The organism is Actinacidiphila cocklensis (genome assembly GCF_907177275.1).
Taxonomy (GTDB): Bacteria; Actinomycetota; Actinomycetes; order Streptomycetales; family Streptomycetaceae; genus Actinacidiphila; species Actinacidiphila cocklensis.
In genome coordinates this window covers 19570-46537 of sequence record NZ_CAJSLV010000070.1, presented here as the reverse complement: position 1 = coordinate 46537, position 26968 = coordinate 19570, and the positions used below count along the sequence as shown (strand labels likewise).

Annotated in this window: 21 protein-coding genes; 4 read left to right on the top strand and 17 right to left on the bottom strand. The window is 74.6% G+C overall.

Features of this window, described 5'->3' with window-relative positions; all coding sequences use genetic code 11:
* Positions 1-988: serine/threonine-protein kinase (locus NFU81_RS25275; RefSeq protein WP_251493981.1), on the bottom strand; the 988-nt coding region annotated here is incomplete at its 3' end.
* Positions 989-1188: 200 nt separating this feature from the next.
* On the opposite strand from NFU81_RS25275, the gene NFU81_RS25270 reads away from it, so the two are divergent.
* Positions 1189-1830 (top strand): nucleotidyltransferase family protein, encoded by a 642-nt coding sequence (locus tag NFU81_RS25270; protein WP_251493978.1) that lies wholly within the window; start codon positions 1189-1191, stop codon positions 1828-1830.
* A gap of 166 nt (positions 1831-1996) precedes the next feature.
* On the top strand, positions 1997-3625 hold the full coding sequence (aceB, locus tag NFU81_RS25265) for a malate synthase A (RefSeq protein ID WP_251493975.1): 1629 nt from the start codon (positions 1997-1999) through the stop codon (positions 3623-3625).
* 140 nt (positions 3626-3765) lie between these two features.
* Here the strand turns inward: aceB and NFU81_RS25260 are convergent, their stop codons facing one another.
* From NFU81_RS25260 to NFU81_RS25230, 7 genes are all read right to left on the bottom strand, one after another.
* Positions 3766-5136 carry an 8-oxoguanine deaminase gene (locus NFU81_RS25260; protein ID WP_251493972.1) on the bottom strand — a complete coding sequence of 457 codons (1371 nt, stop codon included), beginning with the start codon at positions 5134-5136 and terminating at the stop codon, positions 3766-3768.
* A 17-nt stretch (positions 5137-5153) separates the two neighbouring features.
* Entirely contained in the window at positions 5154-6059 is a 906-nt protein-coding gene (gene pucL, locus NFU81_RS25255; protein WP_251493969.1) for a factor-independent urate hydroxylase, read from the bottom strand.
* 4 nt (positions 6060-6063) lie between these two features.
* On the bottom strand, positions 6064-6459 hold the full coding sequence (gene uraH / locus NFU81_RS25250; RefSeq protein ID WP_251493966.1) for a hydroxyisourate hydrolase: 396 nt from the start codon (positions 6457-6459) through the stop codon (positions 6064-6066).
* Positions 6456-6968: a 2-oxo-4-hydroxy-4-carboxy-5-ureidoimidazoline decarboxylase gene (gene uraD / locus NFU81_RS25245; protein WP_251493963.1), complete on the bottom strand. Its 513-nt coding sequence runs from the start codon at positions 6966-6968 to the stop codon at positions 6456-6458. The genes uraH and uraD overlap by 4 nt, the downstream gene beginning before the upstream one ends.
* 82 nt (positions 6969-7050) lie before the next feature.
* Entirely contained in the window at positions 7051-7371 is a 321-nt protein-coding gene (locus tag NFU81_RS25240) for a helix-turn-helix domain-containing protein (RefSeq protein WP_251494511.1), read from the bottom strand.
* 59 nt (positions 7372-7430) lie between these two features.
* Entirely contained in the window at positions 7431-7682 is a 252-nt protein-coding gene (locus NFU81_RS25235; RefSeq protein WP_251493960.1) for a hypothetical protein, read from the bottom strand.
* Between the two features lie 63 nt (positions 7683-7745).
* Positions 7746-9080 carry an amidohydrolase gene (locus tag NFU81_RS25230; protein ID WP_251493958.1) on the bottom strand — a complete coding sequence of 445 codons (1335 nt, stop codon included), beginning with the start codon at positions 9078-9080 and terminating at the stop codon, positions 7746-7748.
* Between the two features lie 128 nt (positions 9081-9208).
* Here NFU81_RS25230 and NFU81_RS25225 point away from each other — a divergent pair, with 128 nt between their 5' ends.
* Positions 9209-9394, top strand: a complete 186-nt coding sequence (locus tag NFU81_RS25225) for a thiazolylpeptide-type bacteriocin (protein WP_033175763.1) — start codon at positions 9209-9211, stop codon at positions 9392-9394.
* A 101-nt stretch (positions 9395-9495) separates the two neighbouring features.
* On the opposite strand, the gene NFU81_RS25220 is transcribed toward NFU81_RS25225, so the two are convergent.
* The 9 genes from NFU81_RS25220 to NFU81_RS25180 form a co-directional block, all read right to left on the bottom strand.
* The gene (locus NFU81_RS25220; RefSeq protein ID WP_251493955.1) at positions 9496-11445 is read right to left on the bottom strand and encodes a TOMM precursor leader peptide-binding protein; all 1950 of its coding nucleotides are present in this window, start codon (positions 11443-11445) and stop codon (positions 9496-9498) included.
* Complete coding sequence (locus NFU81_RS25215) at positions 11442-12227, bottom strand: ABC transporter permease (protein ID WP_251493952.1); 786 nt, start codon at positions 12225-12227, stop codon at positions 11442-11444. Before NFU81_RS25215 ends, NFU81_RS25220 begins: the two co-directional genes overlap by 4 nt.
* Entirely contained in the window at positions 12224-13192 is a 969-nt protein-coding gene (locus NFU81_RS25210; protein WP_251494506.1) for an ABC transporter ATP-binding protein, read from the bottom strand. Before NFU81_RS25210 ends, NFU81_RS25215 begins: the two co-directional genes overlap by 4 nt.
* Before the next feature lie 1367 nt (positions 13193-14559).
* A complete protein-coding gene (locus NFU81_RS25205) occupies positions 14560-15657 on the bottom strand; it encodes a lantibiotic dehydratase C-terminal domain-containing protein (RefSeq protein WP_251493950.1) in 1098 nt (365 codons plus the stop codon).
* A complete protein-coding gene (locus NFU81_RS25200) occupies positions 15654-18443 on the bottom strand; it encodes a lantibiotic dehydratase (RefSeq protein ID WP_251493947.1) in 2790 nt (929 codons plus the stop codon). The genes NFU81_RS25205 and NFU81_RS25200 overlap by 4 nt, the downstream gene beginning before the upstream one ends.
* 44 nt (positions 18444-18487) lie before the next feature.
* Complete coding sequence (locus NFU81_RS25195) at positions 18488-20074, bottom strand: nitroreductase family protein (RefSeq protein WP_251493943.1); 1587 nt, start codon at positions 20072-20074, stop codon at positions 18488-18490.
* Positions 20075-20112: 38 nt separating this feature from the next.
* On the bottom strand, positions 20113-22074 hold the full coding sequence (locus NFU81_RS25190; protein ID WP_422665286.1) for a TOMM precursor leader peptide-binding protein: 1962 nt from the start codon (positions 22072-22074) through the stop codon (positions 20113-20115).
* Positions 22071-24362, bottom strand: a complete 2292-nt coding sequence (locus NFU81_RS25185) for a TOMM precursor leader peptide-binding protein (protein ID WP_251494501.1) — start codon at positions 24360-24362, stop codon at positions 22071-22073. The genes NFU81_RS25190 and NFU81_RS25185 overlap by 4 nt, the downstream gene beginning before the upstream one ends.
* 5 nt (positions 24363-24367) lie before the next feature.
* Entirely contained in the window at positions 24368-25438 is a 1071-nt protein-coding gene (locus NFU81_RS25180) for an AfsR/SARP family transcriptional regulator (protein WP_422665285.1), read from the bottom strand.
* Positions 25439-26147: 709 nt separating this feature from the next.
* On the opposite strand from NFU81_RS25180, the gene NFU81_RS25175 reads away from it, so the two are divergent.
* The gene (locus NFU81_RS25175; RefSeq protein ID WP_251494499.1) at positions 26148-26918 is read left to right on the top strand and encodes a TIM barrel protein; all 771 of its coding nucleotides are present in this window, start codon (positions 26148-26150) and stop codon (positions 26916-26918) included.
* Positions 26919-26968 lie beyond the last annotated feature (50 nt).

Here is a 26968-nt window from a genome sequence, read left to right as displayed (position 1 = left end):
TTGCCGGAGCCACCACCGGCGCAGCCGGTACCCCGCCCACCGCCGGAGGCATGAGCGGGGTGGGTTGGGGCCAGGTGGTGGGGAGTGGGGGGAGGGGTGGGGGGAGGGTCAGGAGGGTTTGGAGGGGGGTGGGGAGCCAGGGAGTGGGGGGGCGATGGTGGGTGGCCTGCGTGACCATCGCGATGACCTGGGAGGGGGACGGCCGCAGGGCCGGGTCCTTGATCAGGCAGCGGGTGACGATCTCCCGCAGCTCACCCGGCAGTTCGGAAAGGTCGGGCTCCTCGTTCAGCGGGCGCACGCCGAAGGGCGGCACTCCGATGGCCGCGTAGGCGGCGAGCTGCCCGAGGGCGAAGACGTCGGTCGCGGGGACCGGCGGCCGGTCGGCGGCCTGCTCCGGCGAGGAGAACGCCGGGATGCCGGGCGCGTCGGCGGCGGCGCGGGTGACGCCGTAACCGGTGACGCGCGGCCCGTCCGCGGCGAGCAGGACCGTGCCAGGGCCGAGCCCGGCGTGGACGACCCCGGCGTGGTGCACGGCGCGCAGCGCCTCCGCGACGCCGGCGACCAGGCGCAGCACGACGGGGACGGGCAGCGGCCGCCCGGTGTCGGAGACGGCCGCGTGCAGCGTGAGCGCGGGTACGTAACCCGCGGCGAGCCAGTAGCGGGAGCCGTCGTGGCCGCTGCCGAGCACGGGCACGGTGTACGGCCCGTGCACCCGGCGTACGGCCTGGACGTCGTGTTCGAACGCGGCCGCGAAGCCCGAGCGGGCGGCCAGCTCCGGCCGTACCGCGGTCAGGGCGACGGGCCTGCCGTCGGGCGCGTAGGCGAGGTACACCGGGCCGAGGGCGCCGACGCCGAGCCTGGCCGCGATGCGGTGCCCGCCGACGACCGCGGGGTCGTCGGGCGCGGGCGGCTGATAGAGCGGCCCGGGGTGCCCGGCCTGCCCCGCGTACCCGGGGTGGACCTCGCCGCCGGTGTGCTGAGCGCCCATCAGTCCCCGTTCCTCGGGCCTACGCGGTCGAGCCCGCCGACGCGCCGTGCGGGCACGTTGCCCGGGTCGGCCGGGGGAGGAAGGAATGCGCGGGCACACCCTCGTCACCCCGTTCCCGCCCCCTGGCCAGACGATACCGGAACACGCCGACCCGTCCGCGGCCTGTTCCGCTGCGGGCGCGCACACGGTAAGCAGGAGGCATGGACACAAAGGGCGAGGTGGCCGGGCTGCTGCTGGCGGCGGGCGGGGGGCGGCGGCTCGGCGGGCGGCCGAAGGCGCTGCTGCCGTACGGCGGCCGCCCGCTGGTGGAGCACGCGGCGCGCGCGCTGCGGGAGGGCGGCTGCGGCCCGGTGCACGTGGTGCTGGGCGCGGCGGCGGACGAGGTGCGGGCCACCGCGGAGCTGCCCGGCTGCGTCCTGGTCGACAACCCGCACTGGCCGGACGGCATGGGCTCGTCGCTGCGCGCGGGCCTGGCGTCGCTGGCCGCCGCGGCGGTGCGCCCGGCCGCGGTGGTGATCGCGCTGGTCGACCAGCCGGGCGTGGGCGCGGCGGCGGTCGCGCGGGTGGTGACGGCGGCCAGGGCCTCGGACGACCTGCTGTCGGCGCTGGTGTCGGCCGCGTACGGCGAGCGCCGCGGGCACCCGGTGGTGATCGGCGCCGCCCGCTGGGCGGGGGTCGCGGGCAGCGCGGGCGAGGACCGGGGCGCGCGGACGTATCTGCGGGAGCACGCGGAGCAGACGCTCCTGGTGGACTGCTCGGACGTCGCCGACCCGGCGGATATCGACACCCCGGCCGACCTGCGGCTTCTGCCGCCGGCTGCACCGCGTGCCACAAAACGTTGAACTTCCGCACTGCGAAAACTATGCTCCACCTTGCAGAAGCGCCCGTAGCTCGCGACGGCCGGGCACCGCGTGCCGCACCGTGGACCCGGGTGGCCGCACGCTCGACGGCGAGCCCGGCGCGCACGACGCACCGACGGACGCCGACCCGCTCTGGAGGAATGACCGCATGTCCGCACCGACCCCTTCGTCCACCGCAGTCGTCACCGGGACGGCCGGGCACCACGTGCCGCGCGAGGAGGAGGTGCTGACCCCCGGGGCACTGGACTTCCTCGCCGAGCTGCACCACCGCTTCGCGCCCCGACGCGCCGAACTGCTGGCGCTGCGCACCGAGCGCCGCGCGGAGATCGCCCGCACCGCGACCCTCGACTTCCGCCCCGAGACCGCGCACATCCGCGCCGACGACAGCTGGCGGGTGGCCCCGGCCCCGGCCGCGTTGGACGACCGCCGGGTGGAGATCACCGGCCCCACCGACCGCAAGATGACGATCAACGCGCTGAATTCGGGCGCCCGGATCTGGCTCGCCGACTTCGAGGACGCCTCCGCCCCCACCTGGGAGAACGTCATCGGCGGCCAGTTGAACCTGATCGACGCCTACGAGCGGCGGATCGACTTCACCTCCCCCGAGGGCAAGAGCTACGCGCTCGGCCCGGCCGGCGAGCTGGCGACCGTGGTGATGCGGCCGCGCGGCTGGCACCTGAACGAGCGGCACCTGACGGTGGACGGCGAGCAGGTGCCCGGCGGCCTGGTCGACTTCGGGCTGTACTTCTTCCACAACGCGCAGCGGCTGATCGACCTCGGCAAGGGTCCGTACTTCTACCTGCCCAAGACCGAGTCCCACCTCGAAGCCCGACTGTGGAACGAGGTGTTCGTCTTCGCGCAGGACCGGCTCCGCATCCCGCAGGGCACGGTGCGGGCGACGGTGCTGATCGAGACGATCACCGCCGCGTACGAGATGGAGGAGATCCTCTACGAGTTGCGCGACCACGCCTCGGGGCTCAACGCGGGCCGCTGGGACTACCTCTTCTCGATCGTGAAGAACTTCCGTGACGGCGGGGCGCGTTTCGTGCTGCCGGACCGCAACGCGGTCACGATGACCGCGCCGTTCATGCGCGCGTACACCGAACTGCTGGTCCGCACCTGCCACAAGCGCGGTGCGCACGCCATCGGCGGCATGGCGGCCTTCATCCCGTCCCGCAGGGACGCCGAGGTCAACCGGGTCGCCTTCGAGAAGGTCAAGGCGGACAAGGACCGCGAGGCGTCCGACGGCTTCGACGGCTCCTGGGTCGCGCACCCCGACCTGGTGCCGATCGCCCGGGCCTCCTTCGACGCGGTGCTCGGCGACCGCCCGCACCAGAAGGACCGGCTGCGCGAGGACGTCCACGTGACCGCGGCGGAGCTGATCGACATCGCCTCGCTGGACGCCCGCCCGACGTACGAGGGGCTGCGCAACGCCGTGCAGGTCGGCGTCCGCTACATCGAGGCGTGGCTGCGCGGCACGGGCGCGGTCGCGATCTTCAACCTGATGGAGGACGCGGCCACCGCGGAGATCTCCCGCTCGCAGATCTGGCAGTGGACCAACACCGGTGTCGTCTTCGACAACGGCGAGAAGGCCACCCCGGAACTGGTGCGCCGGGTCGCGGCCGACGAGATCGCCGCGATCCGCGCCGAGGTCGGCGAGGAGGCCTTCGCGGCCGGCCGGTGGAGTCAGGCGTACGACCTGCTGCTGCGGACCGCGCTGGACGCCGAGTACGTGGACTTCCTGACGCTGCCCGCCTACGAGCAGCTGGCGGACTGAGCCGGCCGCCACACCGCCCCGGACCGTGGTGCACGGTCCGGGGCGGTGGCGCCGTGCCCGGGTCCCGGGGTGTGCGGGGGCCTGGTACGGCCACCGGCCGGGGGCCGTCCCTCCCCGGCCGGCCGTCCGGCGGGCAACGGTCAGGCCAGGCCCGCGAGCGCGGCCAGCCGGCGCGCCTCGGTGCGGGTGAGGCGGGCGATCTCGTCCTCGTCGACACCGGTCAACCGCCCCTGCTCGACCACCGGCCGGCCGTTGACCAGCGACAGGGTGACCGGCGCTGCCGCGCCCAGCACCAGAGCGGCGACCGGGTCGGCGATCGAGGCGTGGCCGAGGCCGTCCAGCTTCCACAGCACCAGGTCGGCGAGCTTGCCCGGCTCCAGGGAGCCGATCTCGTCGGCCCTGCCCAGGACTTGAGCGCCGCCGTAGGTGCCCAGGCGCAGCGCCTGCCGGGCGGACATCGCCTTCTCGCCGCCGCCGAGGCGGTTGATGAGCAGGGCGTTGCGCAACTCGGTGTGCAGCTCACCGGATTCGTTGGACGCGGTGCCGTCCACGCCGAGGCCGACCGGCACCCCCGCGGCGAGCATGTCGGGCACCCGGGCGATTCCGGCGGCGAGCCGGGCGTTGGAGGACGGGCAGTGGGCCACGCCCGTGCCGGTGCGGGCGAAGGCGGCGATGTCGGAGTCGTTCATGTGGACGCAGTGCGCCATCCACACGTCGTCGCCGAGCCAGCCGGTGGACTCGAAGTAGTCGGTGGGCCCCATGCCGAACAGCTCGTGGCAGAACTTCTCCTCCTCCACCGTCTCGCTGCCGTGGGTGTGCAGCCGTACGCCCTTGCCGCGGGCCAGCACCGCGGCCTCGCGCAGCAGTTCGGTGGACACCGAGAAGGGCGAGCAGGGCGCGGCCGCGATGTGCAGCATCGAGCCGAACGAGGCGTCGTGGTGGGCGTCGATGGCGGCCTCGGTCGCCAGCAGCGCGGCCTCGGTGGTCTCCACGGCGAAGTCCGGCGGCAGCCCGCCGTCGCTCCTGCCGCGGTCCATCGAGCCGCGGGCGGCGGTGAACCGCACCCCGACCCGGGACGCGGCCCTGATCTCCGCGCCGAGCAGGTCGCCGGTGCCGCGCGGGAAGACGTAGTGGTGGTCCATGGCGGTGGTGACACCGCCGCGGGCCATCATCGCCAGCGACCCGGAGGCGGCCGCGTGGACGATGTCCTCGTCGATCCGCGCCCACACCGGGTACAGCTCGACGAGCCAGTCGAAGAGGTTGCTGTCCTGCGCCAGTCCCCGGGTGAGCCACTGGTAGAAGTGGTGGTGTGTGTTGACCAGTCCCGGGGTGGCCAGGTGCCCGGTGCCGTCGATCCGCCGGGCCACGTCCGCCAGTTCGGCGGGGGCGGGTCCCGCGCCGACGGACTCGATGACGTTGCCCGCGACGACGACGTGCCCCGAGTCGTACTCGGTGCCCGCCGCGTCCACGGTGGCGACGGCGCAGTTCTCGATGACGATGCGCTCGGTCATGGCGGTTCCCCTCCCTCTCAGTCCGTCACCGGGATAAGGGCCTCGGCGCCGTCGCGCAGCACCGTGCCCTCGATCAGCCCGTAGGGGCGGTCGGCGGCCAGGTAGACCTCGTTGTCGTTCTTCAGGCCGAAGGGCGCCAGGTCCGCGAGGAAGTGGTGCTTGTTCGGCAGCGAGAGCCGCACCTCGTCTATGGCGCCGGCCGCCGCGCTGCCGTCGATGACCCGCGAACCCATCGCGAACAGGCTCTGCTGGAGCGAGAGCGAGTACGTCTCGGCGAACGCGCCCAGCAGGTCGCCGCGTACGGCCGTGTACGACTCCTCCCAGCGCGGTGGCTCCTGCCCGGCGCCGCCGGTCCAGGCGAACCGCCAGCGGGCGTTGACCTCGGTGGCGAGTATCCGGTCGCGGGTCTCCTGCAAGGTGGTGTAGGCGTCCTTGACGAAGCCGTGGAACTCGGAGTCGGTGGAGTTGAGCACCACGAGGCCGGCCAGCCCGGAGACGACCTGCCAGTGCTCGCCGTCGTAGGAGACCTCGGCGGTGCGGGTCTCCTGGCCCCTGCGGACGAAGGAGTGCCCGGCGCGGTCCTGGTCGGTGACCGGGATGCGTTCCCAGGCGTACTCCTCGATCCGTATCCGCGCCCGGTGGATCGGCTGCTGGCTGGTCACGAAGTGCCGGGCCAGGTGGATGCCGAAGGCCTCGGCGGAGTCGATGCCGTACTCCTTGGCGAAGGCGAAGACGGTGTTCTTGGTGGTGTCGGTGGGCAGCACGTTGGCGTTCGACCCGGACAGGTGGACGTCGTCCATGTCGCCGGACAGCGCGACCGAGACGTTCAGGTCCTTGACGTGGTGGGTGCCGCCGTCGCGGGTGACCCGGACGACGCGGTTCTCCGCCTTGCCGTACTGGTTCTGGCCGAGCATCGTGGTCATCTCGCTAGCTCCCTCGGTATACGGAGTAGCCGAACGGGTTGAGCAGCAGCGGTACGTGGAAGTGCTCGCCCGGGGTGACGGCGAAGACCACCGCGACCTCGGGGAAGAAGGCTCCGCTGTCCCTTGGACCGTGGTCCGTGCGGGGGGCGTCCTGCTGGGCCTCGGCCGGATGGCGGGCGCGGGGTGCGAGGTACGGCGCCACGTCGAACCGCAGCCGCACGTGGGTGGTGTCCGCCGGCAGCGCGGGCAGGTCCCGGCAGCGGCCGTCGGTGTCGGTCGTGGAGCCGCCGTGCGGCGTCCAGGGCTGGGCCGTCCCCGCGCGGACCTCCAGCGACACGGCGACTCCCCCGGCCGGGCGGCCGGCGCTGGTGTCGAGGATGTGGGTGGACACGGACGTCATGACGGGTCCTCCTGCGCGGTCGCCGCGAGCCTGCCGAGCCTGATGCGGTTGATCTTTCCCAGTTCGGTGCGGACGATCTCGCGTTCGGTGTCCTCATCGTTGCCGAGCCGGGCCTGGAGGGCGGCCTTGATCTGCGCGCCGGTCGCGCCGGTGGCGCAGATCAGGAAGACGTGGCCGTGCCGGTCCTGGTAGGCGAGGCCCAGCGTGAGCAGTTCGGCGCGTTCGGCCTCCTCGACGCCGCCCTGCTCGCGGGCGGAGGCGGGGTCGCCGGGTTTCGGCCGGCCGATCGGCGGGTGCCCGGCCATCGCCTCGCGCAGGTCGGCGGGGGTCAGCGCCGCCATGGCCCGGTCGCTCGCCGCGAGCAGGTCGTCGACCTGGCCGTAGGGCCGCCGCGCGGCCACCGCGGCACCCCATGCCGTGCTGCTGCACACCTCGTGCAGCAGGGCGGCAGCGGCGGACGGGGCGGCCGCGTTGAGCCGGGAGAGTCCCGGCGATGCGCTGGAAGTCACAGTCGCACGCTAGGAGCCGCCGCCCGTCAACGTCAACAGTTTGTTGAAAACTTCTGGTTAACCGGCGCGCCGGGCGTTGCGGTCACTGCCCTTCGCGGGCGGCGTTCTCCCTGTTCAGGTAGTTGTAGACGGTGAAGCGGCTGACCCCGAGCGCGGAGGCGACGGTCTCCACGCCGTGCCGCACCGAGAAGGCGCCGCGCTCCTCCAGGATGCGCACCACCTGCTGCTTCTCCTTGCGGCCGAGCGCCGGCAGCGGCCCGTGCCTGCGCTGCAGGTCGGCCAGCAGGTGGTCGAGCGAGTCGGCCAGGTGCGGCAGCCGTACCGCGACGACGGGCTCGCCCTCCCAGCGGAGCACCACGTCGTCGCCGCGCGCCTGCGCGGGCGCGACCATCTCGCCGCCCATCGCGTCCACCAGCGGCTTGACGGCGTCGGCGAAGGGGTGCGGCACCGCGTCGGCTGCGCTCACTCCCCGTCCTCCCCCAGCGCGCTGACCTGAAGCGAGACCCGGGTGGCACCGGCGGCCAGGGTGCGCCGCAGCAGCTCGGCGACGGCCGCGACGACGTCGTCCGCGGTGCCCTCGGCGGTGTTGCCGAACGGCCCCACGTCGACCGCGTCGAGCGTGCCGCCCTCGACGACCTCCCGGGCCACCACCGCGTGGCGGGGCGGCACGTCCAGGTCGAACGGCTCGGTCGTGAATTCCAGCCTCAGTCTCACCAGGTCACCCTTCGGCGGCTGCGGTACGTGCCCGGCCTGCTGCCCGCGGCGTCGACGCCGACCTTATGCGACCCCGGGCGGCATCGTCAGGGCGGCCCGCACCCCGGCCGCCAGCGCCGCGATGCCGGTCTCCAGGGTCAGCCTGGGGTGCGGGGCGAACAGCGGCGAGTGGTTCGCCGGGAGCGCCGCGAGCCGCGCCGCGGCGTCCGCGGCGGGGCCGCCGGCGGCGGCCCACTGCCGCGGCCCGGTGCCGCCGAGCATCCAGTACGCGGTCCGGACGCCGGGCACACCGTGCAGGTCGCGGCCGGCGTCGCCGTACAGCGCGAAGTCCTCGGTGGCCATCGACGGCTGCCAGCGGGCCACCCGGTGCGGCCCGAAGGCGGCCAGGTGGGCGCCGCGGACGGCGGCGGTCGCCGCCGGGTCCGGCACCGTGGGCCGGGACCGCGACAGCACCCGCACGGCGGGCCCGGGCGGCGCGGGCTCGGGTCCCGCGGCCGCTTCCGCGCGCACGATGCGGTGCACGGCCGCGACCGCGCGGTCCAGGCCCGCGTCGGTGAAGGAGCGCACCGTCACTTCGAGCGTCGCCCGGTCGGCGATGACGTTGCCGCCGCCGGGCGTGCCCGCCCTGACCGAGCCGACCGTGACCACCAGCGGCTCGCCCGGTCCCGTCTCGCGGGACACCACGGTCTGCAGCCGCAGGACGACCGCGGCCGCCGTGATCACCGGGTCGGCGGCCAGGTGCGGGGCCGCCGCGTGCCCGCCGCGGCCGTGCAGCACCACTTCGAGGGTCGCGCTGCCCGCCAGCAGCGGCCCCTCGCCGTGCGCGACCATGCCCGCGGGCAGCGGCACCACGTGCTGGGCCAGGACGTGCGAGGGCACGGGGAAGCGGGTGTAGAGACCGTCGGCGAGCATCGCGGCGGCCCCGCTCAGCGTCTCCTCCGCGGGCTGCCCGACGGCCACCAGGGTGCCGCGCCAGCCGTCCGCGGAACCGGCGAGCGCGGCGGCGGCACCGGACAACGCGGCCAGGTGCGCGTCATGGCCGCAGGCGTGCATCACGGGCACCTGCGTCCCGTCGGGACCCGGCGCGGTGACCGTGCTGGCGTACGGCAGGCCGGTGTCCTCGCGCACCGGGAGCGCGTCGAGTTCGGCGCGGACCATCACCACCGGTCCGGGTCCGTTGCGCAGGACGCCGACCACGCCGTGGCCGCCGACGCCGGTGGTGACGTCCAGTCCCGCGGCCCGCAGGGCGGCGGCGAGCCGGGCCGCGGTGCGCTGCTCGGCGCCCGACAGCTCGGGGTCGCGGTGCACCGCTGCGTACAGCTCGGCGGCCCCGGCCAGGACGCCGCGGGTTACGGGCACGGGTGCGGGCGCGGCTTCCGGTACGGCCTGCGGGGTCATCGGGCGCTCCTGTCGGCGTGCCAGCGGAGTGACAGCGGGAGGACGGGCGATCGGTCAGTGGACGCGCGTAGAACAGAGTCGGCCGGCCCGTTCCGGGCCGCGTCCCCTGCCGACAAGAGGGAGTCACCATGGCGATCACCAAGCAGGACACGCCGCTCGCGTCGCTGGCCCAGGAGATCCTGGAGCTGGAGTCCGAGACCTTCGAGATCACCGACTACTCGGACGCCAGCGAGGTCATGCTCGGCTCCTCGACCAGCTGCTCCAGCACCAGCACCTGCTCCAGCACGACGAGCACCACCAGCTGCACCGCCTGACGGCTCCCCCGCCGTCCGCCGCTCCGCGGCCCGCTGCGTGCGGGCCGCGGAGCGGTCGTGCCGAGGGCCGGGTGCGGTGCCCGACGTCCTGCCCGCACCGGTCACGGGAAGGGGTGCGGCACCCGGCGCACCTCGGACTCGCGCAGGTCGTCGGGGCGCATCCCGGCCCTGCGCTGCGCGGTGCGCAGCCGCGGCATGGTCAGCGCCCGCTGCCGCGCCCACCCGAAGTCGATCGGCAGCAGTCCCGGCGCGATCGTGCACACCGTCCGCAGGCCCATCCTGCGCTGCTCGGGCGCGGTCTGGTCGACCACGATCACGTCGCAGCCCGCCCGCGCCAGCTCCTGCGTGCACCACAGGACGTCGTCGCGCAGGTCGAGGCCGCGCGGGCGGCGGTCCTCCCACTCGGCGTAGACCTCCGCGGGCGGCCTGACCGCCGTCGGCTCCAGGTAGCTGCCGACGTACCGCGCCATCCTGGGCAGGCCGAAGAGCGCCGCGTGGTCGGGCAGCCTGCGTACCAGGCCGAAGTCCTCGGCCATCGCGTCGAGTTCGGCGGGCCGCTCGGTCACCTGGCGCGGCAGGTGCGGCAGGTAGGTCAGGATCTCCGAGACCGCCGCCTCCACCGCCGTCTCCGGGTCGAAGGCGGCGCCCGCGGCGAAGGCGAGCGTGCCGGGGCCGCCGTCCCTGCGGACGGCGAGGCCGGTGACGACGGGGACGGCCAGGTCGACGCGGTTGTCGAAGGCGTGCACGTCGTAGCCGCACAGCGCGGCCCTGTCGGTCATGGCGCGCAGCACCGGGCTGCGGCAGGCGCCGAGGTCGATCTCGGTGAGCCGGGCGTTGCCGTACCAGGCGAGCAGGAACGCGTCCCGCTCGATCAGTTCCAGCAGGCCGAAGAGCACCGCCTCCTCCAGGCAGCTGCCGGTCGCGCAGCCGTTGGAGCACTCGAAGACGAAGTGGTCGGCCGCCGTGCCCGCGCTGTAGTAGACGAGCCGGGCGGGCACCAGCACCGGGCGGTCGTCGCGCAGCGACCAGCCCCGCACCCACGGGATCGGGCGCGACGGGTCGAAGGGCGCGATCATCGGGTCGTCGCGGTAGGTCTCGGGGGCGTAGAGCCCGCAGTCGCGCGGGTCGAGGGCGGCGTCGCCGAGGTTGTCGTAGGAGTCGGTGACGATGCCGCCGCGGTCCCTGCGGTGGGTGCCCGCGTAGCGTTCGAGGCCTTCGAGGAAGGCCAGGTCGCGGCTGGCGGCGAAGGAGTGGGACTGCCCGCTCCAGGTGACGTCGGTCAGGCCCGCGTAGCCGCGCATGAACACGCTGCCCGCGACCGGCGCGGTGGTCGGTGACGTGACGTCGCTCCAGGTGCCCGCGCCGAGGACCCCGCACACCGGGTTGGCCAGCGCGGCGGCCGGCAGGTCGTAGCCGCCGGCCGTTCGCAGCCGGTAGCGGTCGGCGGCGGGCTTCTCCCGCGAGGCGGGGAAGCCCTCGGCCTCCACCGTGACCTGCGCCTGCGGGGTGTGCGGCGCGTGCGGGCACAGCGGTTCCGCGAGCAGCGGCACCGTGCTGACCTGCCCGGTCTCCAGGTCGAGGCGGGTGACCTGCGGCAGCGCGCCCCCGGCGGCGTCCGCCGTCAGGCGGCACAGCGACCACACCGCGTCCGCGGTGTACTCGGGCAGCACCGGCCAGTCGCCCGCGGCGGAGCGGGACAGGCCGGTCTCCAGGGCGTCGCGCTCGGTACGGGTGCGCAGCCGCTGCCAGCGGACGGCCAGGCAGCAGCCGCAGGCCGCGGTGTCTGCGGAGCCGCCCCAGGGGCCGACCAGCACGGCGTCCGCGGTGAGGTGGACGGTGGCCGCGGCACGGGCGGCCGCGGTCTGCGGCTCCTCCCGGCGCAGCACGTCGGCCGCGCCGATGACGGCGACCCGGGGTACGGCAGCGCGCTCGCGTGCGGCCCGCGCGGCGAGCCGGCGTTCGAGGTCGAGGCCCGCGGCCTCCAGCGGCAGCGGTGCGGCGGCGCCCGGGCCGGGTGCGGACCCGGGGCGTACGGCGGTCTCGGTCGTCATGTCCGGTTGCTCCAGCGGAAGATGCGGGCGGCGATCAGCCCGAAGACGACGGTGAAGGCGGCCAGGCCGCCGCAGTCCAGGGCCAGCGAGCCGAACGACGCCCGCCCGGCCAGCACGTCGGTCAGGCCGTCGTCGAGATAGCGCAGCGGCAGCACCCACGACGCGGTCCGTATCCAGCCCGGCAGCAGGTCGGCCGGGTAGAAGGAGCCGGACAGGAACGCCATCGGCACCATTACGCAGTTGGCGATGGCGGCGACCGCCTCCGGGGTGTCGGCGAGGCTGCCGACGACCAGGCCCATCGACAGGAAGGCGGCCACCCCGAAGACCAGCAGCGGCAGCGCCAGCGGCCAACTGCCGTCCAGGTGCAGGCCGAAGAAGGGCAGCAGCGCGACCGCGGTGAAGAGCACCGCCTGCGACAGGCCCACCACGACGGCCACCAGGAAACGAGAACCGAGCACGGTGGGAAGGGGGGTGGGGGTGCGCCAGATCAACCGCAGGATGTCGTCGCGGCGCCAGTGCATCAGCGCGAAGGCCGGGCCGAAGAGCGCCGCGTTGCCGACGCCCCACGACAGCACGCCGGGCGCCACGTAGTTGATGTACGGCAGGCCGCCGTCGACGGACTGGCCGCGGAAGAGCAGCCCGAAGACCACCAGGAAGACCAGCGGGAAGGCGAACGTGAAGAAGACGGTGGTGCGGTCGCGCACCGACGCCAGGAAGGTGGCCCTGGTAAGGGTGGCGTACGCGCTGGGGACAGCGGTCGGCCGCGGGGTCGTCGTGGTCATCGGCTGCGCTCCGTTCCGACCGCGGGGGCTACGGCGCCTGCCGCTCGGGGCGGTGGGGACGCGGTGAGCCGCAGGTAGGCGTCCTCCAGGGTCGCGGTCCTGGTCTGGATCGCGTCCATGTCGACCAGCGCACCCAGTTCGATGAGCACCCTGTTGGCGTGCCGGGTCTCGATGACGACCTCGCCGCCCTCCAGCAGGACCCTTTCCGCGCCCTCGACGGCGCGGGCCTGCTCGACGGTGATCCGGTCGGCGGGCACCAGCAGCCTGGCGGGCGCGGCCATCGACCTGATCAGCGCGCCGGGGCTGTCCAGGGCCACCACCCGGCCGCCCGCGATGATGGCGACCCGGTCGCACAGCGCCTCGGCCTCGTCGAGGTAGTGGGTGGTGTAGACGATGGTGCGGCCCTCGCCGCGCAGGTCGCGCAGCACCGTCCACAGCGACCTGCGGGCCTCCGGGTCGAGTGCGGCGGTCGGCTCGTCGAGGAAGATCAGGTCGGGCTGGTGGACCAGCGCGGTCGCCAGCGCGAGCCGCTGCCGCTGGCCGCCGGACAGGTCGTCCACCCGGCTGCGCTCCTTGCCCGCGAGGCCGACCAGGTCCAGCGCGTGGCGGGCCGCGGTGCGGTCCGCGCCCTGCAGCGCGGCGACGGTCTCCAGGTGCTCCCACGCGGTGAGCCGGGTGAAGAAGGCCGAGGTCTGGGTCTGCACGCCGATCCTGCGCAGCAGCGCGGTGTTGCGCGGCCACGGGCTCAGTCCGAACACGCTGACCGTGCCGGAGTCGGCCCTGCGCATGCCCTCGACGATCTCCACGAGGGTGGTCTTCCCTGCCCCGTTGGGGCCGAGCACACCGAAGAACTCGCCCTGCCCGACGGTCAGCGACACATCGTCGAGCGCGTGCACCTCGCCGTAGTGCTTGCTGACGCCGTCGAGCACGATGGCGGTCCCCGCCGGACGGGGCTGTGGTTTCATGTCGCCTTTCTCCCGCTGCTGTGGTGGGGTGCCCGGCTGCGGCGCGGGCGGGGTGGTCTGTGGTGCCTGCTGCTCGGGCGCCGGCGGGTCCTGGGCAGGCTTCGACGCCGCCCTGCGGGCCGCGAAGCGCAGGCCGAGCAGCCGCAGCGGCAGCGCCGCGGCGATCAGGGCGAGGGGGAGGTAGCAGGTCCACGCGTCCCAGCGGCCGGGCAGCGCGGCCCGGCACAGCAGGCACGCCCCGGCCAGCACCGCGAGCGCCAGCAGGGCGCAGCAGAGCGCGAAGACGCCGTAGACGAGCCGGAGTCGGCCGGGGTAGCGGCGCAGCCGCGCGCGAGCGTCGCCCTGTCCGCGGGTGGGGGCGCTGCCCTTTGCCGGGCGCAGCGAACCGGCCGCAACGGCCAGGAAGGTGCGGCTCTCGGTGGCCAGCCGCAGGGTGCCGAGCGCGTAGCCGAGGATCTTGTAGCCGTCGAGCGGCGGCAGCGGCACCAGGTTGAGCAGGGCCATCGCGGTGCCGAGCAGCAGCAGGCCGCCGAGTGCGGGCAGCGCCTGCGCCGAGTCCGGGAGCAGTGCCCACACCGGCCAGAAGGGCAGCAGGAAGAGCAGGTTCATCACCGCGCCCGCGACGGCGACCGCCACCTGCCGGCCGCGCCGGTCGAGGAACTGCACGTCCTCGACCTCGCAGTAGAGGTACGTCATCACGCCCCACACCCGGCGCAGGCCGATCTCGCCGACCCGCAGCCCGTACGCCCTGGCGACCAGGCCGTGGGCCAGCTCGTGCAGGCCGAGGCTGACCCACAGCACGCAGCCGACGGCGGCCAGGGTGACCGGCTGGTGGTACAACCGCCCGGTCTGGTCGGCCAGTTCCCCGAACCGGACGGCGACGGCGACCGGCACCGCGGCGGCCAGCACCAGCAGCGGGACCAGGACGGCGGGCCTGCGGGCGAAGGCGGTGGCGCCGTGCAGCCGGTCCATCAGGGCGGGCGCGTCGGCGACCATCCGGGTGCTGCCGCTCAGCAGCCCCGAGCCGGCGGGCCTGCGCCGCACGTCGGCGGGGGCGGCAGGCGGGACGGCCACCGGGCGGCCGCCGTCGAGGAGTTGGCGGGTGGACAGCAGCCGCAGCATCTGCTGCCACTGCGCGTCGCCGAGCCGGGCGCCGAAGCTGGCGGCGTACTCGGTGCCGATCTCGGCGAGCGAACGGCTGCCGTCCAGCCGGGTGATGATGAAGTGCTCCTTGGCGCCGACCTCCATCCGCACCCCGGTGACCGGGTCCTTGAGCAGGTGGACCACGGCCGGGCCGCGGGTCAGTGCGGGGCCGACGAGGATGCCGGGCCGCAGTGCGGGCCGCAGGTCGAGCAGGCCGCCGGTGGTCATGGCGCCGCCGTGGGCCGGGGCTCGCGCAGCGCGCGGGCCAGCACGTACGACAGGAACGCCTCGTCGCGGACGGTGACTGACAGCCGGTTGTTGGTCATGTGCATGTACGGCGACAGCAGCATCGGCAGCGCCTGGTCGGGGTCGGTGACCGGCAGGTCGCGCGTGCCGTCCCAGGACCGGAAGACCAGGTCGCCGCCGCGGGCCAGCGCCACGACCCGTTCGCGCAGGTCGAGGCAGTGCTCGGCCCAGCCGCCGAGGAAGCTGGGCAGCCGCTCGGGGGCGGGCTCGGCGACGGCGGCGCGGATCTGCTGGAAGCGGGCGGGCAGCGCCTCCATGGTGCCGTAGGCGCGGTCGTAGCCGTCCTGGGCGGTGTAGTTGGTGGTGGCGAAGGCGGAGTTCCAGAACTCGTGGTAGCGGTCCAGGAATTCCAGCAGTGCCGCATCGTCCCGCAACAGGCAGCCCGACATGGTCATCATCAACTGCGCGGCCACGCCCAGCAGGACGGTCCGCAGGTGCAGGTTCATCGTGCCCTGCGCCCCGGAGACCAGCTCGCTCGACCGCTGGAAGTGCCATTCGGCCAGCTCGATCCCGGCCGGGCCGCCGTACTTGCCGTACTCGGGCTCGTAGGGCTCGGGGCTGAAGGTGTTGTTGGGCCGCAGCTTCATGTGGCCGTCCTCGTCGACCAGGCCGCCCCGCTCGCCGCCGGGGAACTCCAGCTCGAAGAGGGTGTTGTAGAGGTCGGCGAGGAAGCCGCCCTTGACCTCGTAGAGCGCGGGGCGCTCCCTGAGGAAGGCCGCGATCGCGCTGCTCGCGCGGGCGGCGACCTCGGGGGCGGCGGCCGGCGACGAGGGGCGCAGCCGCAGCCTGATGTGCGGTCCCTCCAGCCAGTAGTTGATGAAGAACCAGCCGCTCAGCAGGCCCTCGCCGGTCAGTTCCGCGACGAGCGGGCGGACGCAGCGCAGCAGGAAGGGGCGGGGGCTGGCGGCGTAGAAGACGTGGAAGGCCTGCCAGTCGCCGCGGGTCCCCCCGGTGTCGGGGGCGGCGGGAGCGGCGGCTGCCTGGGCCGGGGCGGTGGCTGCCTCTGGTGTGGTCATACGGCGCTGTCCTGCCTTCCTGGCCGGGCCGCTGCGGCGGTGGCCGCCGCGCGGGGGACGATTTCCACGGCCAGTTCGGCGACGTGGTGGCCGCGCGGGGAGCGGACGTGCAGCTCGTCCTCGCCCGGCAGCATCTCCTCGAAGACCGCCCTGGTCCGGCCGCCGCCGGTCAGCGCGTCCAGGGCGATCAGCGACAGCGGGCTGTCGAAGTCGACGTACTGCGGCTTGGATCCGCCGAAGGCGGCACCGAAACCGCCCGCGTCACCCTCGCGTTGCTCGTGCAGGGTGGCGAACACCCGGTCCGGCAGCCCGTGGTCGCGACGCCAGCGCTGCCAGCGCAGGTAGAACGCGGCGTCGTCCATGCCCGGTTCGCGTTCCGGCAGGGCGCCGGGCGCGGCCGTCCAGGACCTGCGGTGCAGCACCACGCTGCGGTAGCGGACCCGGGGCCGTGCGGTGACCCCGTCGCGCCCGGGCGGCTCGGGCACCCCGCGCCACACGTCGAAGGACGCGCGGGAGGTCGGCGAGAGCAGCAGCAGGGTGCGCGGCACCTCGGGCAGCACCATCGGCACCAGGTAGCCGAGGTAGAGCGGTATCACCTCGCTGCCGAGCCGGCGGGAGCGCAGCACCAGCCGGTCGGCGTCCTGGTCGTGCTCGGCGTAGAGGTCGTCCAGGTCGATCCTGGACTCGGCGGGTGCGGTGCTGCTCTCCCCCGGGCAGACGATCTCGTAGTCGGTGAGCCGACCGTGCAGGTTGAGGTTGGTGGTGGCGGAGCCCGCGGTGATCTCGGCGAAGACCGCGCCGGGCGGCTGCCACTCGCGCAGCGTCTCGCGCAGCCGCCCGGTCAGGCCGCCGTCGCCGTCCGGGCCTGCGGCCGTGGCGATGTCGTCGAAGCAGTGGGTGAAGCGGGTGAAGGGGAAGGACAGGCCGCCGTAAGAGTTGTTGAGCACCACCAGCGGGTCGCCGGGGCGGCGGGCGAGCTGCAGGAAGTGGCTGTGCGGGGCGAACGAGTCGCCCAGCGGCGCCAGTTCACCGCTCACCGCGGCCACCAGGTCCTCGCCGAGCCGCAGTTCCGCGGCGCCCTCCGGGTGGGCGGCCCACAGGTCGCGCATCCGGCCGGTGAACTCCGTGCGGGCCTTGTCCAGCGCGGCGACCTCCGGCATGCCGAGCCAGTTCTCCTCGGGGGCGTGGCCGCCGTCCGCCGCCCAGGGCGACTTGAGCGAGGTGAACTGCAGGTACTGCGTGAAGATGTCCTCGTGGAAGTCGTGCACGAGCCGCAGCAGGTCGTCGCAGCGACCGCCGCGGCCGTAGCGGGCCAGGAAGAAGCCCTTGAGGGTGAGCCGTTGGGGCAGCGCCACGTCGAAGGCGGGCATCATCCCGGTGAGCGCGTGCAGCGGGGCCGCGGCCAGCTCCGTCCACTCGGCCAGGTCGGCTGCGACCTGCTCCTCGCGTACGTCCTCGTAGAGCAGCGTCTGCGGCAGCGACGGCGACGCGGCGCCCAGGTCGGCCTGCAGCGCGAGCAGTTCGCGCCGCAACCGGTCCAGCAGCGCGCGGCGGGTGGCGACGTCGGCGTACCTGAACCCGTCGACGCAGCCGGCGGGGCCGTCGAGGCGGTCGGCGATGCCGTCGGCCCAGCCGCGGTCCAGCGCGCGCAGGGCGCCGCGGAAGGAGTGCAGCGGGTCCGCGGTGTGCACGTCGGTCGCGAGCCCCGTCATCTGCAGGATCTCCAGGTCGAGCAGGGTCGCGGCGTAGTGCGCGGCCTGGTCGCCGGTCGCCCCGGTCTCGGCGGTCAGCCAGCTCGTCAGCTCCGCGTAGCGCAGCTGCGGCCGGTCGCGGAAGAGCGCGGTCAGCCGTTCCAGGGTGCCGCTGTTGCGCAGGAAGAACAGCCGGTCGTGGGCGGCGTCGAAGCTGACGGCGGCGCTGTCGTCGCCGGCGGTCACCGAGCGGCGGACGTAGCGGATGCGGTCGTCGTCCAGCTCCCAGCCCGCCGACAGGGTGACCGGCAGGTCGTCGCGCCGGGCGCTGTCGGCCGCGATCAGTTCCGCGAGCCTGGCCAGCACCACCACGTTGAGCCGGGGGTGGCTGGTCCAGGCGCCGCCGGTGCGGACCTCGGTGCCCGGGTCGCCGAAGGTGCCCTCGGCGACCGCGGTGAAGGTGCTGAACGGGCTGGTCTTGCAGGCGGTCCTGTAGAGGTACGCCAGCAGCGAGCGCTCCTTCTTCCTGGTCCGCTTGTCCGGTACGGGCGCGCTGTCGGCGATGAAGGCGTCGAGCTGCCCGTCGAGGGTCGGCGAGGCCAGCGCGAGGGCCAGCCGCAGCCGGTCCTCGGCCGCGAGCCCGCGCAGTTCCGCCCGGCTCGCGGCGAGTTCGCCGGCCAGCAACGGACCGCCGGCGCCCCGCAGTTCCTCCAGCCGCAGCCGGGCGTCGAGCCAGCCGGCGAGCAGGTCCCCGGTGCCGCCGCCGAGCCCGGCGGCCAGCCGGCGTACGGCTCCGGGGTCGCGGGGCAGCCGGTCGTTGAAGACCTGGCGGCGCAGGGCGAGGACGGCCCTGCGCTCCGCGCCGTCCTCCGTCTCCTTGACCAGCACGGTCAGCGGGTCGTTCAACTCCACTGCGATCGAGGCGAGTTGCTGCTCGGCGGCCAGCACCTGGTCGGCCCAGGCCCGGGCGCCCGGGCTGCGCAGCCGGTGCACGGCCGCCACCGGCAGACCCGCCACCCGCAGCATGAAGCGGCGGTGCAGCAGCCAGCTGTGCGGGGCGTCCCCCGTGTCCTGCGCGGCGGCGTCGACGCTCATGCCGCTCCTTTCTGTCCTTGGGTCCGTGCCGTGGGGCTGAGCCCTCAGGCGAGGTCGTAGCGGAAGTCGGCGGGGCGGGGGCGCTCGTGGCCGATCATCATGATCAGCAGCGGCACCTCGCCGGTCGCGTCGAGCGCCAGCTCCTCGGTGAAGGAGATCGCGTCGAAGCCCAGGGCCACCCCGCAGGACAGGCCGGCGGCGGCCGAGGCGGTGTAGACGGCCTGCGAGATCCCGCCGATCACCGCGTTGACCAGGCGGTACCCGCGGTCGCCCACGGCGTCGAGGACGGCGGTGGTCCTGGCGGTGGGCACGATGACGGCGGCCGCCTGCTCCAGGTTGTAGTTGGCCAGGAAGTAGTTGCGCTGCAGGAACTCCCCCGGCGCCCCTGCCGCGACCAGCCGCAGCGAGCCGTCGGCGCGGTCGTAGAGGTAGCTGCCGGGGTCGACGCCCGCCACGTGGTTGACGAAGACGTAGGCCCGGCTGAGCGGTCCGCCGCCCGGGGTCTCCGCGTCGCTGTCGAGGGTGCCCGCCGCGTCGACCGCGGCCAGCACGGTCGACAGCGCGTCGGCCGGCAGCGGCGCCGTCGCCTGGAAGCGGCCGAAGCTGCTGCGCCTGGCCCGCAGCGCGGTGCCGACGGGGGTGTCCAGCTCCCGCGGCGCGGGCAGCGCGGTCCGCTCACCGCCGGCGGGCACCGGCAGGGCCAGCGCCCCGTCCAGCACCCCCGCGGGCGGCCGCTCGGCGGCGCCGTCCAGGGTCGCGGCGTGCATGCGGCGCACCGTCTCGAAGGTCATGGTCGTCCGGGACCGCTCCTGGTCGGCGTACCGCACGCGGGGCGCCTCGGCCGCGGGAGCCGAGGTCACCGAGTCGCGCTCCCAGCGGAGCGGCACCACCGCGAAGACGCCCTCCTCGTCCTCGTCGAGGCCGAGCAGCCGGCCGAGCCTGGCCTCGTCGAACCACAGGGCGGGGCCGATGTGCAGGCCGCGCGCCCTGGCCCAGATCCGCCAGGTCTGCAGCAGGGCGCCGGTGTCCATCGTGACGACGTGGTAGCTGAAGCTGTTGTACTTGAAGGCGTTCTGCCAGAAGCGCACCCCCAGGACCAGGAACTGGTCGTACGCCGCCAGGGCCTCGCCGCCCGCCGCGCGGACCTCGGCCGTGGCGTCGCCCGCCAGCAGCCGCCGCAGGTCGTGGTGGGGCGTGGAGTAGTAGTACACGCCGGGCGTCAGGGGGCCGGAGGGACCCGCCACCCAGTGCACGCCGACCGGGTAGAGGCCGCCGCCCGACGCGCTGCCGCGCGACCAGTTGGCCTGGGTGTACATCGGCAGGGTGCCCAGGTCGGAGTTGGCCTGCACGGCGAGCCTGCGGCCGACCAGGCCGTAGGACTCCTGGAGCATCCCGGCGAGCAGCGGCAGCGTGAAGGCGCCGGTGCCGCGCGGCCCGAACAGGCCGCGCTGCACGGTCGCCTGCCCGGTGCCCGGCAGGTCGGCCGCCTGCGGCAGCGGGAAGGCGCCGGCGCCGGGGAAGTGCTTGCCCTTGCGCGGCCGGTCGGCCCAGTCGGGCACGAAGTCGGCCGGCTCCATGGGGTACCTGCCGCGCCGGACGATGGCGGTCGCGTACTCATGGGCGAATCCCACGGGTGCGTCCTTTCTGTGCGGTCTCGCCGGGGCTCGGCTCAGGGGAATGGGTGCGGGGCCTGGTTGAGATCGTCCGCTGTCAGGTCGCGGTCGTGCAGGCCCGCTTCGCGCAGCGCGGTGCGGGTTCTCGGCAGGTGGCGGGCGCGCTGCCGGCGCCAGCCGAAGTCGATGGGCAGCAGGCCCGGCACGATCACCCCGGCGGTGTGGAAGCCGAGTTCGCGCTGCTCGGGCATGGTCTGGTCGACCACGACGACGTCGAAGCCGGCCTTCGCTACCGCCGCGACGCAACTTCCGACGTCGTCGCCGAGGTCGTCGCCGGGCGGCAGGGTGCCGGGTCCCGTCGCGGGGAGGTCGGCGAGGGCGACCCGCGGGCGATCGGCGCGCAGCAGGAAGTCGGCGTAGCCGGCCATCTCGGGCAGGCCGTACAGCAGCGGGTGGTCGTGCAGCACCAGCACCTGGTCGAAGTCGGCGGCCAGGGAGCGCAGCCGGGCCTCGTCGCGGGCGGTCCTGCGGCGCAGGTTGACCGCGTCGGTGGCGATCTCGCACAGCCCGGCCGCGAGCGCCGCCTCCGGGTCGAGTCCGGCGCCGGCACCGAAGCACAGCCGGCCGAGGCCGCCGTCGACCCGCTCGGCCACGGCGGTGACCACCGGGATCGGGAAGCTGACGCGGGTGTCGAAGAAGCGGGCGCGGTAGCCGTACATCGCGAGCCGGTCGATCATCGCGCGGGTGTGCGCGCTGCTGGTCCCGGCGATGTCGATCTCCGGCAGCGGCGCCCTGCCGTACCAGGCCAGCAGGAACGCGTCGCGCTCGACGACCTCCATCAGGCCGTAGTAGACGGCCTCGGCCAGACTGCCGCCGGACGCACAGCCGTTGGAGCTCTCCTGGACGAACCGGTGCTCCAGGCCGCCGGGTGCGTGGTAATAGGCCAGGATCTCCGGAACGAGCAGCGGCTGCTGGTCGCGCAGCGACCACCCCCACACCCAGGGGATCGGCAGGCCGGGGTCGAAGGGGCGGACGCCTGGTTCCGCGCGGTGGAAGTCGTCGGAGTACAGCCCGCAGGCGCGCGGGTCCAAGACGGCCTCCACGGCCACGAGTTCGTCGTACGAGGCGAACACCGAGGTGCGCTTGCCGCGCGCCCGCATACCGGCGAAGCGCTCAAGTCCTTCGAGCAGGCCCACCCGTTCGCTGGACCGGTAGCGGGGGGTGTGGCCGCCCCAGAAGCACTCGCGCAGGTAGTCGCCCGAGCGCAGCAGGAACGACCCGACGGTCGAGGAGGTGGACGCGGAGATCAGGTCCGGCACCACGGAAGGCCCGAGCATGCCGGCCGCCGGGTTGACGAACGCCTCGAAGGGGATGTCGTAGTCGTCCGCGGGCCGCGCCCGGAAGACGTCGGGCGCGGGTTTGGGCGCCGCCGCGAAGGTGATCCGCGCGGCCTCCGCCGTGTCCGCGGGACGTACGCCGCAGCGCGGGCACTCCGCGTCGGGCACGAAGCCGAAGCGGGTGACGCGGAGCGTCTCGGCGTCCACGAGGAAGGCGTACGGCAGCCGGCCGTCGCCGCCGGGCCGCTCCCGGTGAGCTGCGATCAGTGCGGCGACGGCGTCCACGCCGAAGGCCGGGTCGCCCGCGCGCTGCCCCGCGGGCCGGGTCCCCGCGCCGGTCTCCAGCGCCTCGCGCAACGCCCGCGAGCGCACGCCCTGCCAGCGCCGGGCCAGACATCGCGGGCAGCCCGCGGTGCCGTCGGGCGCGAAAGGCCCGACGAGGAGGTGGTGCCCGTAGCGGTGCACCCCGACCTCCGCGCCCGCGGGGTCCTCGCCGCCCGCCACCCCCAACTCGTCCCGCACCCCGAGCGCCGTGACGACGACGTCGCCGCCGCCCCACTGCCGCAGCCCCGCGGCGAGGTCGTGCGCGAGCCGCCCGCAGTCCTCGGCGAGCGGCCCGCCGTACCCGGCGCGGGCGGTGGGGCCGGCCACGACCGTGGCGCCGGGGGTGGGTGGGGTCACCGGTGGGCCTCGGGGGTGGTCAGCAGGATGCGGGCGGCGTGGAGGCGGCCTGCGGCCAGGTCGGGCGTGTGCGCCGGGACGGCCAGGACGTCGCGGCCGGCGGCACGCAGGGCGGTCGCGACCGCCGGCCAGTCGGTGGCCGCGGCGGGGGCGGGCGGCTCGCCGTTCGGGACGAGGGCGGCCGGGTCCAGGTCGGCGAGCAGCGGGTCGCCGAGGTCGGGCGTGGCACCGGTCTGCACCGCGCCGAGCAGGTCGCGCACCGCGGCCAGGACGGCGTCGCGGCGGCGCAGGCCCGCGGCAACCGCCCAGTGCGGGGCGCCCGTTGCGGGGTCCGCGGCCCTGGCCAGCACGACCGGCAGGGCGCACTCCCCCGGGCCGCCGCCCAGCTCCAGGATCTCCAGGTCCGCGTCGAGGCCCTCGGCGGACCTGAGCAGGAAGGTGATCTCGGCGTCGTCGGGGTCCAGCGCGTCCGGGGCGACCAGGCCGACGCCGAGCGTGCCGCCCAGCGCCCGGCGCAGCGCGTCGTGGGCGAGCGCGGTCCGCAGGCCGCGGGCCACCGCGGCGGCGGGGCTCACGCCCGCGCCGGTCCCCGCGGAGGTCGGCTCGACGACCCTGGCCTGGTTGTCGGCGCCGAACGGCCGCAGTGCGGCGGCGGGCACCAGCAGCGTCTCGCCGCTCAGCAGCGAGGTCGCGGGAGACCAGCGGGCGATCAGCTCCGCGGGGGTGCCCAGGCCCGACGCGATGCTCAGCCGGGACGGCTCGACCGCCCGCCACTTGCCGCGTGCGGCCTCCAACTCCGCGCCGGACAGCGCCTGCTGGTCCGGCACCACGTGCTCGGCGTAGACCTCGGCGGCGCGTTGCAGCGCGCGAAGCCGCGCGCCGGCCACGTGGTGGATGTCGAAGGCGGTCACCTCGCGCCGCACCCGGTGCCCGACGCCGAGCACCACCGTGCTGACCTTCAGCGGCGTCTGCGCCCAGTCCTCGTCGGCGTACGCGGCGAAGACCCCGGTCATGGACTGCACCAGGACCGCCCGCCCGGAGATCTCCGCGAGCGCCGCCTGCGCGGCGTCCTCCTCGGCGGCCCCGTCCCCGACGGGTCCGCCGAGCGGCGACACCGCCCCGGCGTCCTGCGCCGGCACCTCCCCTTCCGCCGGTTCCGCCGGGAGCAGTTCGGCCAGCAGGGCCGGCTCCTGCGGGCTCTCGGGGGCGGCGGAGCAGTACGGGCAGCGGGGGTGCGGCAGCAGGGGCTGCGCGGTCGTGTCGAGGGAGTCGGTGTGCTGGACGAGCAGCTGGTTCTCGGTCTCGGCGGGCAGGACGCCCGTCGTGCGGCGGAAGACCTCGTAGCCGAGGAGGTTGCCGATCATCGCGGCGAGCGGGCCGCCGACCGCGGGGGCGGCCGCGTCGCGCGGGCCGCCGGGGGCCATCGCGCTCCACAGGTCCGCGGCGGCGCCCTGCTCGCCGTTCGTGCCGAGGCGGAGCGCCGCGCACGTCCAGCAGCCCGCGGCGCCGCGGGACATGAGCGGGCCGATCACCACGGAGTCGCCGAAGGGCCAGGCGGGCAGCAGCAGCCGGCCGGCCGGTATGCCGGCGTCGAGGAGGGCGGCGAGCCGCCGGGGCGCGTCGGCGCCGGTGACCAGCACCATGTCGTAGCCGTCGAGGTCCGGCCAGCCGTAGGCGGCGGGGTCAGCGCCGGCCGTGGCGTCCAGCAGGGCGACCTCGGCGGCGCAGCCGGCGTCCCGCAGCGCCGCCGCCTCGGCGGTGACGTCGGCGAAGCCGTTGCCCGGGCGGTCGATGGAGCGCGGTACGGCGACGGCGGCGCAGCCGTTGCGGATCAGGCTCAGTGCGGCCCAGCGGGCGACCGCGTCGTCGCCGACGACGGCGACCCGGGTCTGCCGGAAGCGCCGGAAGCGGGCCAGGGACCCGTCGGTGTAGTGGTCGATGTAGTCGACCTGCGCGGCGAAGCGCTCGGCGACGGCCGGGTCGAGCGGCTCCGCGCCGGCGTCCGCGGGGACGGCGTCCCGGGCGAAACCACGCGCGTAGAGCGTACCGACCAGTCGGACCACCATCTCGCGCTGCTTGTCGCCGAGGCCCTCGCAGAGCGCGGCCACCGTGTGGTCGCCGGTCAGGTGCGGGACCATGAGCGTCGCGAAGCGGTAGGCGGACGGCATGACGACGCTGAATCCGCCGCGTGCGTTGTGGAAGTGCACGCCGGTGGGCGTCTGGGTGTAGAGCACGTCCCGGCGGATACGCGGCCGGGTGCCGGCGAGTTCGTCGTAGGTGGACACCATGTCAGTCACGCCTCCGTGGGGTGCAGTCCTGCGGCACCGGGCCGCTGCGGTTCTGTGGTGGGGTGTCCGGTACGGGCCGACGCGGACGGGGGTATGGGGGGAGCCGACGGCTCGGGGGCGGAGCCGCCGTCGCCGCGGGCGGCCGCGGCACGGGTGAACACCCGCAGCAGCTCGTGCACCCGGTACAGCCCGCGCGGCCCCTCTTCGAGCAGGCCCGCGCCGACCAGGCTGTCCAGGACGCGGCCGCCGTCCACGGGTTCGCCGTGCGCCGGATCGGCACCCGCCGGATCCGTGGCCGCCGGATCCGCGGCGGGCGGCGGCGGGGGCGGGCGGCGCGGCGGCGGCGCCTCCTGGCCGCCGGACGACTCGCCGCGCAGGATGGCGAGTTCGAGCCGTTGCAGCGCGGACCCGGGGTCGACGCCGAGCGCCTGCGCGAGATACGACTTGAGCCGCCGGTACTCGGCAAGTGCCTCCGCCCGACGGCCTGCCCGCTCCAGCGCCTCCATCAACTGTTCGGTGAAACGCTCGTGCAGCGGGTAGGCACGGGCGGTGGACCAGATGTCGGCCAGCGCCTCGCGATGCCTGCCGCACTCCAGTTCGAGATCGAATACCCGCTCGATGGCGCGCAGCCACTCCTCCTGGAGTTTCGGCAGCTCGTCGCGGTGCAGCAGGTCGGAGGGCACGTTCGCCAGCAGCGGCGGCCGCCACAGCGCGAGCGCCTCGCGCAGCAGCCGCAGTTCGGCCTCCGGCTCCCCGGTGGCATAGCCGGCGCCGAGCAGTTCGCGGAAGCGGACCAGGTCGAGGCTGGCGGCGTCCGCGGTCAGCCGGTATCCGCCGGGCACCGCCTCGATCATATTGCCGGCGATGCCGTACTTGCCGAACAGCCGACGCAGCCGCAGAACGCAGCTGTGCAGTGCGGACTTGCCCTGAGCGGGGGTTTCCTCACCCCAGATGACGCGCTGCAGGAAATCCACGGAAACGACCGAGTTGGCATTCAGCAGCAATGCCGCGAGCAACGCCGCAGGTCGCGAGGGCTGAAGCACCACTGATTCGCTGCCGTCGGTGACGGCCAGCATTCCCAGTACCGTGAAGCGCGTATGGTCCGTCGTGTGCAGATGCGGTGCGGTATTTCCCGGCGATAAGCCGGAGCTGTTTTCGAGCGCGTTGGACAAGACCACCAACCCACCATCCCCGTAAGCCTGCCACGACCGCCGCCGCCACCCGGCAGGAGTACGCCGGGTCCCGGCCGAAATCCCAGTCGGTCTGGCTGGTTGCGGTCACCGAGGACAGTACGGCAGGCCTCTTTACCTTGTCCAGAGAATCCTGCCGCCGCAGACAGTTATTTCGTCCGGATGTCAAACGTCACCGCAAAGCCGAATTGATCCGCACAACCTGGACACACCGGACCGAGGGCACCAGCGCCACGGAAGCGGGTAAACGGACATATCCCGCAGAAATTGCCGGCATGTAAAGCGACGTTAACTCTACCCATTACCCGATGGCCTTACGCGGGCCATCCGCACGTCGACCGCGCTTTAGGCGGCGTGCAGATCGGAGCGAATAGGCGGCCGGCATTCACCGGTGGCGACGGCGGGCCGCTGAGCTGCGGCGGAACCGGACGGTCCGTTCCGCGGGGCGGCAGGAGCGGGTGGACGGCGGCACCCGGGATCCCTTGACAGCCATGCCGGAGCGGATTCACGCTTCCACAAGACAGAAGATGATTTCCATCATGCGGAAAGGATGCTCGTGAGCTTCACCGCCGCGCGCTTCGACGTGAACCTCTCCATGCTCTTCACCGAACTCCCGTTGCTGGAGCGCCCGGCGGCCGCCGCCGCGGCGGGTTTCGAGGCGGTCGAGCTGTGGTGGCCCTGGCCCGACGACCCCACCCCCGCCGCGACCGCGCTCGACGACCTGCGGACCGCTCTGGAGAGCGCAGGCACCCGGCTGGTCGGCCTGAACTTCTACGCCGGGCAACTGCCGGGACCCGACCGCGGCGCGGCGTCCGTACCGGGCGCCGAGTCCGAGCGCTTCCGCGCCAACATCGAGGTCGCCGCGGACTTCGCGGCATCCGTGGGCTGCACGGCGCTCAACGCCCTCTACGGCAACCGCATCGACGGGGTGGACCCCGCCGACCAGGACGCCCTCGCGCTCGACAACCTGGTACGGGCCGCGGCCGCCGCGCACCGCGCCGGGGCGACGCTGCTGATCGAGGCGCTCAACGCCGCCGAGTCACCGCGGTATCCGCTCGTCGACGCGGAGGCCGCCGTCGCCGCGGTGCGGCGGGTCAACGAGGCGAGCGGGATCGGGAACGCCCGGTTCCTGCTCGACCTCTACCACCTGGCCGCGGGCGGGGCGGACCTCGCGGCGGTGATCGACCGCCACATCGGCCGCGTCGGCCACGTGCAGATCGCCGACTTCCCCGGCCGGGGCGCGCGGGGAACCGGAGCGCTGCGGCTGACCGACCTGCTCGACGCCGCCGGTTACGAGGGGTTCGTGGGACTCGAACACAAGCCGTCCCCTGACGGGAGCGCGGCCGGCCTCGGCTGGTCGAGGTAGCCCTCAGGCACCCCGCCGTGCCGCCGCCGACGACGTCCAAGGAGATGCAC

Bases quoted from the DNA above. Each gene is read 5' to 3' on its own strand.
- NFU81_RS25230 (WP_251493958.1), bottom strand. From the start codon at position 9,080: ATGACCCCGCAGGCCGTACCGGAAGCCGCGCCCGCACCCGTGCCCGTA.
- NFU81_RS25270 (WP_251493978.1), top strand. From the start codon at position 1,189: ATGGACACAAAGGGCGAGGTGGCCGGGCTGCTGCTGGCGGCGGGCGGG.
- NFU81_RS25200 (WP_251493947.1), bottom strand. From the start codon at position 18,443: ATGAGCGTCGACGCCGCCGCGCAGGACACGGGGGACGCCCCGCACAGC.
- NFU81_RS25225 (WP_033175763.1), top strand. From the start codon at position 9,209: ATGGCGATCACCAAGCAGGACACGCCGCTCGCGTCGCTGGCCCAGGAG.
- NFU81_RS25215 (WP_251493952.1), bottom strand. From the start codon at position 12,227: ATGACCACGACGACCCCGCGGCCGACCGCTGTCCCCAGCGCGTACGCC.
- uraH (WP_251493966.1), bottom strand. From the start codon at position 6,459: ATGACGTCCGTGTCCACCCACATCCTCGACACCAGCGCCGGCCGCCCG.
- NFU81_RS25260 (WP_251493972.1), bottom strand. From the start codon at position 5,136: ATGACCGAGCGCATCGTCATCGAGAACTGCGCCGTCGCCACCGTGGAC.
- pucL (WP_251493969.1), bottom strand. From the start codon at position 6,059: ATGACCACGATGCTCGGCCAGAACCAGTACGGCAAGGCGGAGAACCGC.
- NFU81_RS25175 (WP_251494499.1), top strand. From the start codon at position 26,148: ATGCTCTTCACCGAACTCCCGTTGCTGGAGCGCCCGGCGGCCGCCGCC.
- aceB (WP_251493975.1), top strand. From the start codon at position 1,997: ATGTCCGCACCGACCCCTTCGTCCACCGCAGTCGTCACCGGGACGGCC.
- NFU81_RS25205 (WP_251493950.1), bottom strand. From the start codon at position 15,657: ATGACCACACCAGAGGCAGCCACCGCCCCGGCCCAGGCAGCCGCCGCT.
- NFU81_RS25185 (WP_251494501.1), bottom strand. From the start codon at position 24,362: ATGGTGTCCACCTACGACGAACTCGCCGGCACCCGGCCGCGTATCCGC.
- NFU81_RS25220 (WP_251493955.1), bottom strand. From the start codon at position 11,445: ATGACGACCGAGACCGCCGTACGCCCCGGGTCCGCACCCGGCCCGGGC.
- NFU81_RS25240 (WP_251494511.1), bottom strand. From the start codon at position 7,371: ATGGGCGGCGAGATGGTCGCGCCCGCGCAGGCGCGCGGCGACGACGTG.
- NFU81_RS25180 (WP_422665285.1), bottom strand. From the start codon at position 25,438: ATGCTGGCCGTCACCGACGGCAGCGAATCAGTGGTGCTTCAGCCCTCG.
- NFU81_RS25210 (WP_251494506.1), bottom strand. From the start codon at position 13,192: ATGAAACCACAGCCCCGTCCGGCGGGGACCGCCATCGTGCTCGACGGC.